General features: G+C 36.1%; 13 protein-coding genes. 12 read left to right on the plus strand and 1 reads right to left on the minus strand.

Annotation, left to right across the window (positions count from 1 at the left end; all coding sequences use genetic code 11):
* The first annotated feature begins 274 nt into the window (after positions 1-274).
* The 12 genes from WAK64_RS00510 (at position 275) to WAK64_RS00560 (ending at position 14,825) form a co-directional block, all read left to right on the plus strand.
* Entirely contained in the window at positions 275-1,972 is a 1,698-nt protein-coding gene (locus tag WAK64_RS00510) for a phage head spike fiber domain-containing protein (protein WP_336584963.1), read from the plus strand.
* 874 nt (positions 1,973-2,846) lie between these two features.
* Positions 2,847-3,176, plus strand: a complete 330-nt coding sequence (locus tag WAK64_RS22330; protein WP_419465878.1) for a hypothetical protein — start codon at positions 2,847-2,849, stop codon at positions 3,174-3,176.
* Positions 3,067-4,062 (plus strand): hypothetical protein, encoded by a 996-nt coding sequence (locus WAK64_RS00515; RefSeq protein WP_336584964.1) that lies wholly within the window; start codon positions 3,067-3,069, stop codon positions 4,060-4,062. The genes WAK64_RS22330 and WAK64_RS00515 overlap by 110 nt, the downstream gene beginning before the upstream one ends.
* Before the next feature lie 1,005 nt (positions 4,063-5,067).
* Positions 5,068-5,601, plus strand: coding sequence for a sigma-70 family RNA polymerase sigma factor (locus tag WAK64_RS00520; RefSeq protein WP_336584965.1), 534 nt, complete (start codon positions 5,068-5,070; stop codon positions 5,599-5,601).
* A gap of 3 nt (positions 5,602-5,604) precedes the next feature.
* Positions 5,605-6,012 (plus strand): PadR family transcriptional regulator, encoded by a 408-nt coding sequence (locus tag WAK64_RS00525; protein ID WP_336584966.1) that lies wholly within the window; start codon positions 5,605-5,607, stop codon positions 6,010-6,012.
* 6 nt (positions 6,013-6,018) lie between these two features.
* Positions 6,019-7,290, plus strand: coding sequence for an FtsW/RodA/SpoVE family cell cycle protein (locus WAK64_RS00530; RefSeq protein WP_336584967.1), 1,272 nt, complete (start codon positions 6,019-6,021; stop codon positions 7,288-7,290).
* A 279-nt stretch (positions 7,291-7,569) separates the two neighbouring features.
* Positions 7,570-8,745 (plus strand): FtsW/RodA/SpoVE family cell cycle protein, encoded by a 1,176-nt coding sequence (locus tag WAK64_RS00535; RefSeq protein WP_336584968.1) that lies wholly within the window; start codon positions 7,570-7,572, stop codon positions 8,743-8,745.
* Positions 8,746-9,088: 343 nt separating this feature from the next.
* A complete protein-coding gene (locus WAK64_RS00540; protein WP_336584969.1) occupies positions 9,089-10,870 on the plus strand; it encodes a S9 family peptidase in 1,782 nt (593 codons plus the stop codon).
* A gap of 381 nt (positions 10,871-11,251) precedes the next feature.
* On the plus strand, positions 11,252-12,097 hold the full coding sequence (locus tag WAK64_RS00545) for a DUF2785 domain-containing protein (protein WP_336584970.1): 846 nt from the start codon (positions 11,252-11,254) through the stop codon (positions 12,095-12,097).
* 22 nt (positions 12,098-12,119) lie between these two features.
* Positions 12,120-12,998, plus strand: a complete 879-nt coding sequence (locus WAK64_RS00550; RefSeq protein WP_336584971.1) for an aminoglycoside phosphotransferase family protein — start codon at positions 12,120-12,122, stop codon at positions 12,996-12,998.
* 118 nt (positions 12,999-13,116) lie between these two features.
* A complete protein-coding gene (locus WAK64_RS00555; protein ID WP_336584972.1) occupies positions 13,117-13,866 on the plus strand; it encodes an alpha/beta fold hydrolase in 750 nt (249 codons plus the stop codon).
* 146 nt (positions 13,867-14,012) lie between these two features.
* Entirely contained in the window at positions 14,013-14,825 is an 813-nt protein-coding gene (locus WAK64_RS00560; protein WP_336584973.1) for a ZIP family metal transporter, read from the plus strand.
* Positions 14,826-14,871: 46 nt separating this feature from the next.
* Here the strand turns inward: WAK64_RS00560 and WAK64_RS00565 are convergent, their stop codons facing one another.
* Positions 14,872-16,650 (minus strand): dihydroorotate dehydrogenase, encoded by a 1,779-nt coding sequence (locus tag WAK64_RS00565; protein WP_336584974.1) that lies wholly within the window; start codon positions 16,648-16,650, stop codon positions 14,872-14,874.
* Positions 16,651-16,859: the final 209 nt, after the last annotated feature.

Here is a 16,859-nt window from a genome sequence, read left to right on the forward strand (position 1 = left end):
GATATTCTAATTAACTGGAAATCTATCTTTATCAAGATGTAAGCTTAATTATTCCATCACGTTCAGCATTACATATACCTCTTGAATATTCTAAATATTCAATCTTTACCTCTTTGCTAGCACATTACTACAAACAACAGCGTACGACTATCTTTGTAAACAATCATTTTTATAAATCATAGCCAACACATAAAGCTGCCTATCAAAAATACAAAGGATTTATATTAAACATGTTAGTTATAAAAATCCTATATTAAAAGGGAGAGGTCGATATATGTTTAAAGCTTCGTCTATTTCATCTCTTATTTTGCTCGTATGTATACTGTTCGTTACGATTGTACCTCCTGTTGCAAAAGCCGAAAGTGAATCCGGAACATTTTCTTTGTTGACCTATAATGTTGCTGGATTATGGGACCCTGTTTCCTCCTCAAACCCAGCTACGAATACGAAACTAATTAGTCCTAAGTTAAATGACTATGACCTTGTCTTAGTTCAAGAAGATTTCAATTACCATAGTGATCTCATTTCTAAAGTAGACCATGATTACCTTTCTTCTCACTCTGGTATTATGGGATTTGGAGATGGATTAAATCGCATGTCCATCTTTCCATTTGAAGGGTTTAAACGTGAGGATTGGAATGATTGCCATGGGGTATTTAGTGATGGTTCTGACTGCTTAACGCCTAAAGGTTTTTCATATGCACGACATGAAGTGTCAGATGGCGTATTTATTGACGTATATAATTTGCATGCAGATGCGGGTGGCGATGATTCTGATTATACGGTCAGAAAAAAGAATTTCCAGCAGGTTTTATCAAAAATTGACCAATGGTCAAAGGATCATGCAGTTATTGTGACCGGGGATTTTAATAGCCATTGGAAAGATAAGGATGGTGTGCGTCAATTCGTAGAAGTTGGCTTTTCTGATGCTTGGGCAGAAAGATCGAATAATGGAGAAATACCTGATATCGGCGAATCAGGTGGACGAATCGATAAAATATTATTCAGAGGTAGTGATGGGTTAGACCTGAATGTGACAAAATATAAAGTTCCTAATAGCGACTTTTTAGATGCTAATGGAAATAAATTGTCTGATCATAAACCAGTGGCTGCCGAATTTGAATATAGCCTTAGAAATTTATGGAATCAACCACTGAACATGTTGAACCCAGACTCATGGTATAAAGGGAAGGATACCACTTATAGCATTGATGAGAATGAATCTTTTCTAAATGGGGATTCAACCGCCAAGTTAACTGCTAATCAGTCATCAGGGTATGTCAATAATACAATATACCTCGACCCTAACAACAACACTTATACGTTTAGCGTTTGGTTAAAATCAGAAGAAACGAGAGAAGCGACCATTCGACTACGAAGTCAAGACAATTTAAATGGTGGAAATGGAGATAATGATACAATTAAGACTGTTCAGCTTCAGGCGAATGAGTGGCAAAAAGTTGAAGTGACAGAAACCTTTGACGAGGAGGCGGAATGGATAAGAACAACCATTTATCCTGCTGGGTATCGCTCTGATAACACTGGTTCCATTCATATGTGGGGGCCAAAATTAATTGGAACGAAAAACAGTATAGTGGAAGACGTTATTGATGATGAAAGTGGAGAAGAGGTGATGAAGTTAACCTCTACTTCTAAATCAGGATATATTAATAATACCCTTGACTTGAATCCGAAAGGACATACCTACACCTTTAGTATGCTCGTAAAAACTGAAAAAGAGCAGCAAGTAAGCTTGCGTTTACGGGCAGACGGATATTCCTCCAATAACGGAAATAATGACCGAGTCAAAACCTTCACCGTTAGCCCTGGTGAATGGCGTCAAGTCAAAGTGACTCAGTCATTTGATTCAAATGTAGATTGGGCAAGAGCAACCATCTATCCAGCTGGATTTAAAATAGAGGATACAGGATCTATCTATGTAAAAGATATAAAAATAGAAGAAGGTTATTAGAAATAGTGATGTAAACTCCAATCATATTATGATTGGAGTTTAGTTTGTAATAATAATGATATAAAAGAATAGGTGTTTCTGATCTTTTGGATTAAATGTAATATTTATGTCCTCCCTTACTACTTTAGAAAAAAGAAAACATGTAATGGAGATATCAGAGTGGGATTAATGAAATAGTTAGTAAATTAATGAATTTTTTAGATGCCCTTATTGAAAAAGAGCTACTAAGTTGGTTAAGACCAAGTTCTTTTAAGTTGAGTTAAAATTGCAAACATTTAGCATAATAGTAAATTTACACATGCTATCAAACCTAATGAAACGGGAGATTTTTCTTATGGATGAAATTCTATACTGTTAGGCAACTAATGGGTAACTTTATAAACAAAAGAATAAGTAATAAAACCGAAATGTTAGAAGGATTTTGAAAATTAGTTGAGCAAGCGGGATTATTCTGCTTGCTCTTTCAGTGTTTTTGGAAAATTTAATTGTAATTGTTAAATTTTAGTTTAGAATTATTAGTAAATCAAATGTAAGGTGAGGTCATGGTTTTTTTAAAATTGCTTCGAATTTTACTGCATGAGCTACAATTGGTCGATTATGTCCAGGCAAAAGGGTTCAGGGGCAAGAAACAGCAGATTGGTGAACAGGCTCAGGCAGGATGCGTTCATTGATGAGCTGCAAGTTTCCTATAAAAAAGCTTTTTTATAGGGAGCGATTCCTAACCATCAGCCGAAGGAAAACGCTCTGCAAGAGCTGGATTCGATTATCGGACTAGAGGAAGTAAAAACATTTGTGCGGGCGATATCAGCTCAGGTCGAAGTGGCGAATTAAAGGAAAGCAACTTGTAGAAATCAGCACACGTCTGTTGAAGCCGATGGGGTACGAATTGAGCACTCATGGAGCAAATGTGCTTCAAGAAATATATGCTAGAACCGAGGGGAATGCTTCGGCTGGTAATGGCCGTCTGGCAAGGAATATTTGTGAAGCTGTAATCCGAGCGCATGCATTGAGGCTGAGCAAAATCGACCAACCAACATTAGAAGATTTGACCCTGCTTACGCAGAGGATTTTTTACAGGCCGGTGGTGTTGTTAGATGAAAAAAATCATAAAATTTTTATGGTCTTTGCTTTTTTACATTTTGCCATTTCCATTCACTGTGTTTATCATCGTTTTTGCGCCTTTGATGAGCTTGTATCTCCTTGAGGTTTATAAACTGGAAGCGCCAAGGCTTGGGATAGGCTTTAATGTTATTGCTCTTCTGGGTTTCATTCTCTTTTTATCGATGAAGTACTACTCTCTAAACTGGATCTATCGCAAGTTCCCTGTGTTGCTACCGTTTTTCCAGATGTGCTTTGTCGCCTTAATCGTCATAGATCTCAGTCTGATGTTCGCCAATCTTTGGGCAGACGGAATGGTTATCGGAAAGGCTGTTGCGATAGGCTTATCTGTACTAACAATCTTGCTAGGAAGAGCGTTTTTATCGTATTGGTACTTTAAGTACCCGATTAGTAATAAGATGGTGCGTTATAAGCTGGACAATCCAACAGAGTTGGATGAGGAAGAACAGCATCCCGAGGTCATCTACCATGAACATAGCCATAGAAAGTTGGTTTTCTTTGGAACTATTTTAGCGTTGTTTTTGAGTCCGAGCTTATATATGATTATAGGCAGCTACTCCTCAGAAGGTAATGCGGAGGAAGTGGTCGCCAATCGAATCAGCAAGTCAACGCTGGCTGGAGAAATCCCATTTAGGGATGATGAAACCAACGCAGGAATTACCGCGAGGGATTTCGAAGTGACTGTAGGGGATTCCGGCGGGGATGCGAAAATCCTGATATGGGATTTTAATAGTGAAGATAGTGATGAAGTCCAAATCCTTGTAAACGGGGAGCCGTTGAAAGAGAAGCTCATTCTCGCAAACAATCCGGCAGCTTTCTCGATTCCGGTTCCAAGCATGGTGACCGTCATGGGGCTGAAGGATAATGGAGGCGGCATTTCTTACGCTGTCAAATTTCCGAATGATAAAATAACTTACTATAATGTCGTAAGTGTGAAAGCGGGGAATACATATACTGTTAAACCGCTATAGAGGACAAGAGGGACGATTCAGTTGGAGCGTCCTTTTTAAATAATTCTATGTATTCTTTCCCCGGAATGGGGAGGTCAAATGTTTCAAAGTTCGTAAACCGCCATTCTTTCCTGAAATTAAAATAGAAAATTTATTCTTACCTTTATCTTGTCAATGATGGACGAAAGACTATCATCATTCCTCCAATTAGAGCCGAAAGTGATTCTCATTAAGTAAAAATAATGAAAGCCTCGTTATGCGGATTTTACCTCAATCGGCTTCTCCCCCTAAGAGCCAAACGAAGAATTAAAAGAAAAAATTAACTATATTGAGTTTACTAGAGACAATAGTTCTGGAAGATTTGTTTTTTATAATAAAAAACCAAAATAATTTGTTCAATAGCCGTGCACTGTAGGATTTGAATGTAAAACGCGCTTAGTTCAACGCATATAACGTGATCTCCACTACCACTGACGTAAGTAAACAAATTAAATTTAAGAAGCAAATAACCATAACCTGTTAATTTAAGGATGTGGTTATTTTTAGGGGAGGGCCTTATAATACAAAGGGTGCATTTGTGGAAGAGCGGAATCATGAAATAATTGGGATTGTCCTATTTATACACCTCTTCTGACAAAGATAAGGTTATCATTGGGGTTTTTTGTACTTTTTATTTTTTGGATAATCCGGAATATATAAGGAATATTTTTTGAAAATAGTAAAATGTTGGGATTTAATGTAGTTCTCTCTCATTATTTAACAATAGAATTCATTTAAAAATGACTGTTTCCCTTCTGTTATTCCTAATATTTACAAAAAGATAACTGTTTTAATAGGTATGGAGTATTAGAAGTGGAAAATGAGAAAAAAGCCTGTTTCTCGTTATGATTTTTACCAGTATGATGAATTGAAATAAAGAGTTAATAGTATGTTTTAAAAGAGAAAAATTTTTTCACTTAAAAAAGCGCTATATTGCAAACCTAATTAATGGGTGTCTCGTCTAATACAGTGGAAGGAGGCAAACAGATGGAGGAAGTAAGTATCGAAGGCTATGAGGCGGAAGAAAAAGAGGCTTTGTTTAATGAATTATTAACTAAACATGGACAAGAAATTTTACAGCTTTGTTATTCTTACGTAAAAGACCCATCAATAGCGGAAGACTTAACACAAGATATTTTTGTAAAGTGTTATAAATCGCTACATACATATAGTGGAAAGTCAAAGCTACGAACGTGGCTATGGAGAATTGCCATCAATCATTGCAAGGACTATTTAAAAAGCTGGTACCATAAAAATGTAGTCATGACAGAAAAGGAATCCTTTATCAAGTCAAGTTCCAATCGAGATGTTGAAGATTTGGTTGTTCAAAAAGATGAAGATACTCGACTAGCTTCAGCGGTTATGAATCTTCCGGTGACGTATCGAGAAATTATATATTTATTTTATTTTGAAGAATTATCGATTAAAGAAATAAGCTTTGTTATCAAAAAAAACGAAAATACAGTGAAAACAAGGTTAAGAAGGGCAAAAAAGCTACTAAAAAAAAGATTGGAGGAATAAAAAATGGAAAATCGATTGAGAAACCTTCGCAAGGCGATGGAAAGGTCGACTTTTAATAATTTACACTTTTCCGAAAATCTAAAACACGACATTCAAAAAGAAGTTAGTCACCAACATGAAAGCTCAGAAGAAATTGTGAAAGCGTTATTACAACTACTTGTAAATGAGAAAAATGGTTACGAGTTAGTAAAGCTATTAAGAGCGCGTGGTATTAAAAAGTTTGAAGAAAATGAAGGATCTTTATATACATTGTTACATCGTTTAGAAGTAAAAGGTTGTTTAATGACGAGATGGGATAAGCAGTCAGCAAAATACTATCAACTTACTAAAAAAGGTAAGAAGCTTATTCATTCGTCAGAACGTAAAAGTTCACAACCAATAATTCAGTTATCGGAATTGCTTGAGGGGTAACTATTAATGGAAAAAGAGAAATATGCCTATTTAGCGGAAGTTACGGAGCAAATTCGTTCAAAGGAAGCGAAGGAATTTGTATCAGCTGAACTTGAACATCATCTCCAAAATGCAAAAAAAGCATGGTTAGAAAAAGGTGTTGGGGAAGAAGAAGCAGAGGCAAAAGCTGTAGAACAGATGGGAAACCCAAGGATGCTTGGTCAACAATTAAATCAACTTCATCGACCTAAAATCGATTGGTGGATGATGGTTTTATTTATATCCATACTAGGGATAAGTATTTTGCCGATGATGATAAGCGGAGGCGTTATGGAAAGTGGTTCATATACAAAAAGAAAGATATTTTACAATATCATTGGCTTTCTTACCATTATCAGCTTAATGTATATGGATTATCGAAAATTACGAAAATATGGACGGTATTTTGGAGGGATTGGAGTTGTCATTTTACTCGCGATTTCCTTTTTCCCTACTACATTAATAAATGGATCTCCATTCTTAGTCATAGGTTCGCTGACAGTATCTAGTTATTATGCACTTCCTTTCTTATTCCTTTTTTGGTCAGCTTACTTAAATGATAAGAATGTGAAGATATGGAAATGTTTAATGATATTTATTAGTACATTGCTCTTATTTTTTTTACAAGCAAGTGAAGTGGGAGCTTTCCTTTATGCTGTGATGGTTTTTGGAATGGTTTGGTTTAGTGACTTAAATAAGAGAAAATTAATTGGTGTTACAATTGCCTTTTTTGTCACAACGACTAGCTGTTTCTTTCTATTTTGGTTTTATTCTGCGGGGTACCATCAAAGGTTACAAGCATTTTTAAATCCTGAGAGGTACCAAGAAAATGAAGGGTATATGTACATACTCGTACAGGGAATGATGAAAAACGCAGGTTGGTTTGGAAGTAATGCGACCAATGTTCCCCAACGTAGTAGTCATACAGACTTAGTTTTTGTTAACTTTACTTATTATTATGGGTGGTTGTTTGCAGCTGTTCTTGCGGCAATGCTACTATTGCTGTTCGGAAGGATGCTATTAATCTTTAACAAAATACATGATCCTTTCGGTCGAATGCTAATTGTAGGAGGAGCCGTATTATTTTCAGAACAAGTCCTATATAATTTTTCGATGACTATAGGGGTGTTACCAATCATTTCGATTTGGTTACCATTTATAAGCTATGGGTTTATTCCTACGCTATTAAACTCGTTTATAGTAGGGATCATTTTAAGTATATATAGGAGAAAGGATATTATGGCTGTCAGTCAGTCTTAACTGAAAACCGTGAAAGGATAAAACTTAATTATAAGGAAAATATTTCAAAAATGGGAGATAACTCCTATGATTGTGCTTCTATGTAAGAAATTGTTTTATTGAAGCTCTATATTACAGGATCATCCTGAGTAAATTGGAATAATGGTTGTTAGAGGTCAGGGATGATTCGAGAGAGTATAGATAAGCTGCTTTAAGAGAATTCAGGAGAGATTGGTAAGGGCCATCAGTAATAGAATAGGCTCTTTGGTAGATATATTCTGTGATTTATAGGTGATTTTAATGCAACAGAAAAAGAAAAGTTATTTTGATGTTAGTTTACTTATTACAATTATATTCATTATGATTTTAAGCTTGATTGCTATTTCAGGTGCTTTAGAAATTAAACCAGATGCACCAAATTATTTTAAACAGCAAATTGTATGGTTTATTTTAGGGTCAATCGTTATGATAGCTGTTTTCATATTTGATTTTGAACAAATTGAAAAGCTTACTCCATATATTTATGGATTTGGGATTATCTTATTAATTATATTGTTGATTATTCCCATGATTGCTCCCGATTCTGATTTTGTTCCAGATATAAATGGTGCCAGGTCTTGGTTTGTATTCCCTGGAGGCTCCATTCAACCTTCAGAATTTATGAAAATCTTTTTAGTCCTTATGCTAGCTTTCATTACATCGAAGCATCGTAAAAATTATACAATGGGGAAAATATCGAATGATTTAATTTATCTCATTAAAGTGGCAGTTATAGCTGGACTCCCTATTATATTAACTAATGAACAAAACGATTTTGGAACATCACTCGTAATGATAGTGATTACACTTTCAATAATATTCATATCTGGTATCAATTGGATGATTATTATTGTCCTAATTTGTATAGTGTTACTTATGATAAGCTCATTAGTCCTGATATTTATTTATAAAACAGAATGGTTACTATACTTTATAGATCCATTTCAACTGGATAGAATTTATGCATGGCTTAAACCTTTCCACTATGGTTCCGATATAAGCTTTCAACTACAACAATCTATTTTAGCTGTTGGTTCTGGTACGAGTGTTGGGAATGATATAAATGTGTATATTCCTGAAGCACATTCTGATTTTATTTTCTCTATGATTGGAGAAGACTATGGCTTTTTAGGAGCTAGTCTAATAGTTTGTTTATATTTTATTCTGATTTATAGAATTCTTGTTATCGGAATTAGGCAAATTAATGAAAATATATTTGAAGTATTTATTTGTGCTGGCATAATTGGCATGTTAATGTTTCATGTATTTCAAAATATAGGTATGGTTATTGGATTAATTCCTATTACAGGTATACCTCTTCCTTTATTAAGTTATGGAGGAAGCTCAGTATTAGCAACCATGCTTGGATTAGGGTTAGTTTTGAATATATCTTTTCAAAAGAAGCATTACATGTTTACAAGCGATGATGATTACTGAAACAAAATGAACATAAGATATATATGTGAAGTTTCTATAAAGGAAGGTTGCTATCATTTACCTATACTTGAATTTGATTGGGTGTGATTTCAATGCTTGCAACAAATTTAATTATTTTACTTTGAAGAAATTAGAAGCAGAAGTATAAAAGTATGAAACCTATACCCGAAGAAATGTTATAAGGGTAGCACAAAAGGGAACAACAATAGTTGTTCCCTTTTGTGCTATACTTACGCCTGTGTCGGAAGTTAAGCGTTTTACAATATAGCAAACTGTTCATTTAGATCATTAATGTAACATAATAATGAATCATGTTTTTCCAATCATTAAGGAGGAATAGACAATGTTGAATTTTGCAAAACCTGAAGTGGAACAATTTTTTCAAACATACGGAATTGAGACGTTTGCTGTAAGTCCTGATGAGACCCAGCTGGTCTACAGTACAAATATAAGTGGAAAATATAATTTGTGGGCCATGGACCTCCCTCGCACATTTCCTTATCCTTTAACGTTTCATAATCAAAGTTGTCAGAAGCTTATATATGATAAGAATGGTCATTTTATCGTCACCGTGAGTGATCACAATGGAGATGAAAATGGACAAATATATGCAATTCCACCTCAAGGAGGGCATTTAAAGGAGGTACGAAAGGTCACCGGAGCTAAACACGAACATCCTTTCCTTTCAAAAAATGGGAAACGCCTTTACTACACATCTAACAAAGATGATGAAACATTTATGAAAGGGTATGTGTATGATCTAGAAACAGGGAAAGAAGATATAGTCATTCATGGGCAAGACGCTTTCACCATTATGTTTGATATAAGTCCAGAAGAGAACAGTTTCCTTATTTTAAAATTTTTCTCAAATACATATACCCTTGCTTATGCGAAGTGTAATAATGAAGAAATTCTTCTTACACCAGATAAGGAAGTTCAACATACAGTTTCTGAAGCTGTTTATGTCTCCGAAACAGAAATATATTTACTGACGAACTATGATAGTGATTTCTCTTATTTGGCGAAATTTGACCTTAAGAGCAAAGAATTCCATAAGGTGTTATCAATAGAAAAAGAAGACTTCGCTCAAATGAATTATGATAAAACCACTCAAATGTTATATCTTGTTAGTAAAAAAGGTGTACATGATAATCTATATACCTACGAGATTACCAGCGATAGGTTAGAAAAAATCCATACGCCGGTCAGTATTATTGACCAGTTTGTCATAGCTAGGTCGGGAAATATATATGTACAAGGGAGCTCTTCGACGTCCCCTATGAATATATATAAGAAAACAAGTGAAGGGTGGAATTCCCTTACTAACTACGGCGTGCCGGGAGTGAAACGAGAGGAAATGGTAGAACCAGAGGTTGTCACTTATCAATCGTTTGACGACCTGCCTATAGAGGCTTTATTGTTCCGTCCTAAACCGGAAAATGACAATGGACACGTAATTTTATTCCCTCATGGGGGACCACAAAAAGCAGTACGAATTTCTTTCTCATCTTTGATTTCCTTTCTCGTTTACCGTGGTTATAGCATATTCGCACCAAACTTTCGAGGGTCTCCAGGCTATGGCTCAGAATTTAAGAAAATGGTTGAGGGGGACTGGGGTTACGGTCCCCGCTTGGACAATATTAAGGGGCTAGAATGGCTAATTGAAAGGGGATATGCTTCACGTGATAGGGTTTTCTTAATGGGTGGAAGTTATGGTGGATATATGTCTTTACTTCTACACGGAAGACACTCTGAATACTTTAAGGCGGTTGTAGACATATTCGGCCCTAGCAACCTATTTAGCTTCATTCATTCAGTACCTGATCATTGGAAACCTGTGATGAAACAACTTATTGGTGACCCTGTAAAAGATCAAGAAAAGATGAAAGAAGATTCACCAATAACGTATTTAGAGGAAATGACAAAACCGATGCTCATTATTCAGGGAGCCCAGGATTCACGTGTCGTGAAAGCAGAGTCCGATCAAATTGTGGAAGCTTTGAGAAAGATAAATAGAGATGTAGACTACATTGTGTTAGAGAATGAAGGACATGGATTTTCGAAGAAATCGAATGAAATTCATGTTTACCGTAAAGTATTAGAATTTTTTGATCGTTATTTATAAATTAATGTAACCGACAAGTCATCCAAGTACAGGGTGGTCCCGTCTACTTATCGATTACTTGTTTTCGTTTTGAAACGCACTCTTTATTGAATAGTAAGCTAACGTCTAAAGGCTGCCAACTTTGTTGGCAGCCTTTAGACGTTAAATTATTGCCACACTGATATCAAAATGATTAGCGTCTAAGTTTAGTACTGCTATTTAATGAACAAATCTAATGTCATCGGGAAAATACACTGAGCATTTATACTATACCTCTTCACATTTCTTCTTCTGTAACCCCCTTTCCACACTCAAGTATGGTGGGGTCCTTTAGGTAAAAATGGAAGGAATTATGCTAAAATATTCTTAAAGTACCAAAAATTATAATATGAGGATTTGAAAATGGGAGAAATATTACAATTAAAAAAACAGCTTAAACAATTAAAAGAAGAGAATAATCGTTCGTATGCTGAAAATGAACTGAATGAGTTGCTTGATAAAATGTTAACGAATATTGGTTGCGTTGATTCAGAACTAAGAGATCATCTTATTTATGGGATGTTTTGCAAACTTATTATGGGGGACAATCTTAATTCTGAACAATTAAATTATATTTTGGAGACATGTCTTGGAGAGAATTATCTATTATATAAGATTGGTGAAAAACAGGGTGATTCTGTTTTTACCCGATCGTTCTCTTCTTTAGTTATCGCTTTACTACTTGAAAAAGATCGCCTCAGCCCATTTCTTTCTGAAGGGATAGGAAGAAAAGCGATTCATGAAAGTATTGCTTATTTAATGAAAGAAAAGGATATTCGTGGGTATGTAGAAGAAAAAGGCTGGGCTCATAGTGTGGCCCATGGAGCAGATTTATTACAGCAAGCTATATTACATCCATTATTTGACTTAAATAAATCTAGTGATTGCTTTTACGCTATTGAAACTTGCTTATTGAAGCCAAATGTTTACACAGATGATGAAGATGAAAGGTTGATTTTTGTCATTGAAGCAATGCTTGAAAAAGGGGTAAGTGAAAATTCTTTACAATATTGGATTTCAAGCCTTTCAGAAATTTTAGAGGAAATACATGTAAATGAAGACTATTTATCTTTCTATAAGAAAAAGGTCAATGTTATATCCTTTATGAAATCACTTTATTTTCGATTAAATAGAAGGAACTTCTCAAATAAGACACTACAAATTATTGAAGAAGTGATCGAAACATGGCATCAAAAATGTTATCAATAAAATGTCCAGGTTGGTGGGAGCTATGCATCAAAATCGAGTAAACGAATTACTCCATTTAGTTAAACAAGAAAGTGTACAACAATTCAAAGTGAAGTCGATTGTTCCATTAGCAAGTGGAGTGGAGAATTGTGTGTTTAAGGCGAAAACAGAAGAGTGGGGAGAGGTAGTGATAAGGGTGCCTTGGATAAAAAACAATGAATCTAGGAAAGGGCTTCAAAAAGAATACATGCTTAGTAATCATTGTGCTAAACAGGGAATCCCCATCCCCTCGATTTTTCTATTTTATCAGAGTGAACAGGTTGATTTTCTTGTTCAGCGATTTGTTTCTGGAGAACTACCCGAAATGGCTGAGGGAAAAATGGGAGAATTAGTAAACCAACTTCATCATATTGAAATCGTATCGAATCATGAGATTTTGTACGAGGATTGCCACGCTTTTCTTTCAGAGAGAATCGTAAAAAATAACAATCTAGCTATGAGGAAAGGGAACATACATATACCACTCCCCTCTGTTGAGGAACTATACGCAATTTTTCAATCGTTTCCATTAAAAAAACGATTTCTACATATGGATATCCGTAAGGAAAATATGATTTATGATGCTGATCAAATTGTCGCATTATTTGATTGGACCAATGCAATTATGGGAGATCCAGTGCTGGAATTAATGCGTATTGATGAATATGGACTGTTAAATGAAGATTTTATCAATGGGTATCAAAATTTTGAAAGGGAAATGGCAAGGGTCCCAACAATTGTACAGTTATTGTATCGTTACCATACAGTTGCCATGTTGACCAATTTATTTTGTTTTGAGTTAAAGGACTTACATCAAGGTGAAAAAACGATGAAGAGACTATATGAGCTTCGTAATCAAGTGAATCAAGAATTTAGCTGGTAAAGGAGATTGTAACGATGGAAGTGGTGACACGTGACGAATTGACATAATTTATTGATACAGATAAAGATAAAGATGAACCTGAAGTGCCCTGCTTGTATCTTTATGGAGGCCCAGGGTATTGGAGGAAGTCTCCTTTCAGAGCCTTGTAGACCCTCTTGTAAAGGACGTAAAAATGGTTTATTTAGATCAACGAGGCTGTGGGAGATCACAACATGACCCTCAACGAAATTATTCATTACCTAGACTCATAGAAGATATGGAGGAAGTGAGAGAACAGCTTCAAATTGATAAATGGTTTGTCATGGGGCATTCATTTGGTGGCATTCTTGCGACCAATTATGCTTACCGTTATCCAGAAAGAACGAAAGGGTTAATATTAATAAATGCGACATTGAATATGAAAGCTTCGTTTCAGCATTTAATTAACAAAGGCTTAGACCAATTAGGGAAGAGGAACGAGGAGCTCGTTCAAGAAGACAGTACGAAGGCAATTGTAGAAAATGCGAATAAGGTAATTAGAACATTAATAGAAAGAAAAAAATATGATCAATTGCAATTTGTTAATGAAAAAAATAAACAGAATGTAGATCAATTAGATGTGGGTATTCAGTCTGACCCTCATTTTCAAAGTACTGTCTTTTCATCGGAGGAGTACTTTCAAAATTTCACTCAATTGACAGCAAAAATCAATCACCCGACGTTAATTATCTCAGGAGAGTATGATGATGCTATTGGACCGCACCATTATCAAGCATTCCAGTTTAAACATGCGGTCGTTCATCAACTAAAAAGTGCTCATCATCCCTATTTAGAAAACCAAGAAGAATTTCAAAACATTATAAACCAATACTTTAAAGAACACGCCTAGTAGTAAGGAACCTAGACAGCTTTATCAACAAGTACTGTCAAGTAGTAGTAGTATATTTCCAATTGCATCTTTCATTTTTGACATTCGTTCTCCCTTTCGGCAAAATGAAAGTATTCATTTTGTCTTCTAAGGAGAGAGTAACGATCATGTTAGAGTGGTTAAGTGAACTGAATCCAACTGTACAAGCACTCTTTGGTGGGTTGTTAACATGGGGTTTAACGGCACTAGGAGCCGCATCAGTTTTTTTCTTTAAACGAATCGAAAAGCACACATTAAATATGATGTTAGGATTTGCAGCTGGAGTGATGATTGCTGCCTCGTTTTGGTCTTTATTAGCCCCGTCCATTGAATTTAGTGAGCAAAACGGACAGATACCATGGGTAGCTCCTGCAATAGGGTTTTTGTTAGGTGGGTTTTTTATCAGGTTGTTAGATTATGTTGTCCCTCATTTACATTTAGGAGAAACAAAAGAAAAGGCAGAAGGGCCTGAAACTAGTTTAAATAAATCAACCCTCTTATTTTTAGCGATTACTTTACACAATATTCCTGAAGGGCTAGCGATTGGAGTTGCCTTTGGGGCTGCTTCTTTAGGTATTGGTGATGCTACGTTAGTTGGAGCCATTGGGCTTGCCATTGGGATTGGTATTCAAAATATGCCAGAAGGGGCAGCTCTCTCTGTCCCTTTACGTGGAGAAGGGATGTCAAGGTGGAAAGCCTTCCATTATGGGCAGCTCTCTGCTATTGTTGAGCCGATTGCTGCTGTGATTGGCGCAGCAGCCGTCCTATTGATTCAACCCCTTCTTCCTTACGCATTGGCATTTGCAGCGGGAGCGATGATTTTCGTCGTTGTGGAAGAGTTAATACCCGAATCACAATCTTCAGGTAGTAAAGATTTAGCTACATTAGGCTTAATGGTTGGCTTTGTCGTTATGATGATATTGGATGTATCACTGGGGTAAAGAAAAAGCATGGTAATCCATGCTTTTTTTAATTCCCATATACCTTTCATTCATCCCTATTTTTATGAAAGAAGGAATAACTAGCGAGTAATCCGCTGAAAAATAGAGCAAGGGCAAAATAAGCAGGCAGTAAATGAATAAAGCTAGTATATCCGATAGCGAAATGAATATAGATTGCAGTGAAAAAGGCCGGCAGTCCACCGATAAAGAATGTCCACCACACCCACTTCTTCCCTTGCTGAAAGCCCCAAAGCGCAAGCATTAATACAAGAAGTCCTACGCTTAATAAAGCACTACCAAATCCAGCACGGTCATGGGCTATTACTGGAATCAACCGTTCGTTAAAGGATTGTAGCTGTTCGGGTGACATGCAAATATATAAGAGGTCCGTTGGGACAAAGATTGCTGTCACACCGTAAAGGGAGATAACAATTCCCCCAATGACAAAGGAAAAGCCTAATACGACAAAGAAAAACTGCCCGTACAATGCTCTTCGCCAAATAGTGTGATTTTTTCGATTCGGAGAAGTAGGAGTTCCCGTTATGCCTTTTGTTTTGTAAAAGCCATAAAGAAAAAATGGCAAAAGCACTAGCCAAAATAGTAAGTGCAACCAATCAAAGTATCCGTAGCCAATAAATAAAAAGATGCCTAAAAAACCAACAATGGCTGCAGTATCGGTAGCTTGCTTTGCCCATTTTAGCCCTTCTTTAATTCCGTATTTTGCAAGCGTCATATACACAATGCCACCAGAAATCATTGTCCCCGCTAACGTCATACGGTCGTGTGCCATAAACAACATGACTCTATTATTAAATTTCCAGATTGCTTCCTTTTTCATCTTTAAGAACGCTTCGTCATATGGAAGGATAATCGTGGTGAGACTAAATAAGAAGGCAAGTATTCCGCCAAGCAAGATAAATAGTCCGAAGAGCCAATAAGCGAGCCATCCTTCTTGTTTAAATAATGGCTGTTCCATTCTGTCTAATAACGCTTCATTAATCCGCTTCGTTAATCCAGGTCCTGAAAAGACATACCCATCTGAGAGCATAACTAAATCTGCTCCTGAATCAAGTAAGCCCAACGCTTGTTCTGGTTCTTCAATTGCACCAGAAGTAATAATCGATTTAGAAAACCCTATACTTCTTAATTGATGAATATTTCGTATAAGTTGATCCCCCTCATTATGGGTGGTGTTCAATACAATACCAGAGAAATAGTGAGGGATTTCTGTAAGGTTTTTTACTTTCTCACAGGAGAGTGTAAGATAAATTGGCTTGGAGGATTGTGAGGCAAAGGTAGCGTCAATTGCTTCAACAATGTACTCATCTGCATACGGATCAAGTTGATCCATCATGGTGGAAATCTCATCTATCGTTCCTGATAGTTTTAGCAATAGTGGTTGCTTCTTTTTTACCTTCATTATCGTTTGAATCGTTGCATCAATTCCAATGGACTCAGGTTTCGCTGGAAAGGAAATCAAATGCTTTTCGCGGTTAATGGTTGGAAGTTGTGCATCGACTCTTGGCTTCAATGTAATGGGACCTAATTCTAGGAAGCCAAAGCCTAAGTTGGAAAATGCTTTCGTACCAGATAATAAGGGATCGATTTTCCCAGAAAGTCCTACAGGGTTTTTGAATTCGATTCCACCCAGGTCTTGACGAAGCTTAGGAGAACATTCTTCTCTTCCTAGAAAATGTATAATCTGTGATCCGAATGGGAGAGAGGCAATGGTGTTCATTCGTCTGTGAATGAACTCTCTTGATGAATAAGGAGAGAGCTTCGTTAAAATGGGTTGAAATAGTACGTGATAGGACCAATCTGGCATACTAAATCCCTCGCAATCTATCGTTAATAATGATAGTTTATCATGGAATTGCCGCAAGCCACGAGAATAATTCAGAGAAGGGTTTTAACAGTTAGATTAGTGCGTAGGCTCGTCCATGTTAACAGTTGCATTCCCTATGAACTCCTTTAATACAATTAGAAAAAATAAGCTAGTAAATAGAAAAATAACTAAGAAAATTTAAACGGGAA

The organism is Bacillus spongiae (assembly GCF_037120725.1).
Classification (GTDB): Bacteria; Bacillota; Bacilli; order Bacillales; family Bacillaceae_K; genus Bacillus_CI; species Bacillus_CI spongiae.

What these genes read in the sequence shown, in the direction of transcription:
- WAK64_RS00535 (WP_336584968.1), top strand. Translation starts at nt 7,570, where the DNA reads ATGCAACAGAAAAAGAAAAGTTATTTTGATGTTAGTTTACTTATTACA.
- WAK64_RS00515 (WP_336584964.1), top strand. Translation starts at nt 3,067, where the DNA reads ATGAAAAAAATCATAAAATTTTTATGGTCTTTGCTTTTTTACATTTTG.
- WAK64_RS00545 (WP_336584970.1), top strand. Translation starts at nt 11,252, where the DNA reads ATGGGAGAAATATTACAATTAAAAAAACAGCTTAAACAATTAAAAGAA.
- WAK64_RS00530 (WP_336584967.1), top strand. Translation starts at nt 6,019, where the DNA reads ATGGAAAAAGAGAAATATGCCTATTTAGCGGAAGTTACGGAGCAAATT.
- WAK64_RS00520 (WP_336584965.1), top strand. Translation starts at nt 5,068, where the DNA reads ATGGAGGAAGTAAGTATCGAAGGCTATGAGGCGGAAGAAAAAGAGGCT.
- WAK64_RS00565 (WP_336584974.1), bottom strand. Translation starts at nt 16,650, where the DNA reads ATGCCAGATTGGTCCTATCACGTACTATTTCAACCCATTTTAACGAAG.
- WAK64_RS00510 (WP_336584963.1), top strand. Translation starts at nt 275, where the DNA reads ATGTTTAAAGCTTCGTCTATTTCATCTCTTATTTTGCTCGTATGTATA.
- WAK64_RS00560 (WP_336584973.1), top strand. Translation starts at nt 14,013, where the DNA reads ATGTTAGAGTGGTTAAGTGAACTGAATCCAACTGTACAAGCACTCTTT.
- WAK64_RS00540 (WP_336584969.1), top strand. Translation starts at nt 9,089, where the DNA reads ATGTTGAATTTTGCAAAACCTGAAGTGGAACAATTTTTTCAAACATAC.
- WAK64_RS00550 (WP_336584971.1), top strand. Translation starts at nt 12,120, where the DNA reads ATGCATCAAAATCGAGTAAACGAATTACTCCATTTAGTTAAACAAGAA.
- WAK64_RS22330 (WP_419465878.1), top strand. Translation starts at nt 2,847, where the DNA reads ATGGGGTACGAATTGAGCACTCATGGAGCAAATGTGCTTCAAGAAATA.
- WAK64_RS00525 (WP_336584966.1), top strand. Translation starts at nt 5,605, where the DNA reads ATGGAAAATCGATTGAGAAACCTTCGCAAGGCGATGGAAAGGTCGACT.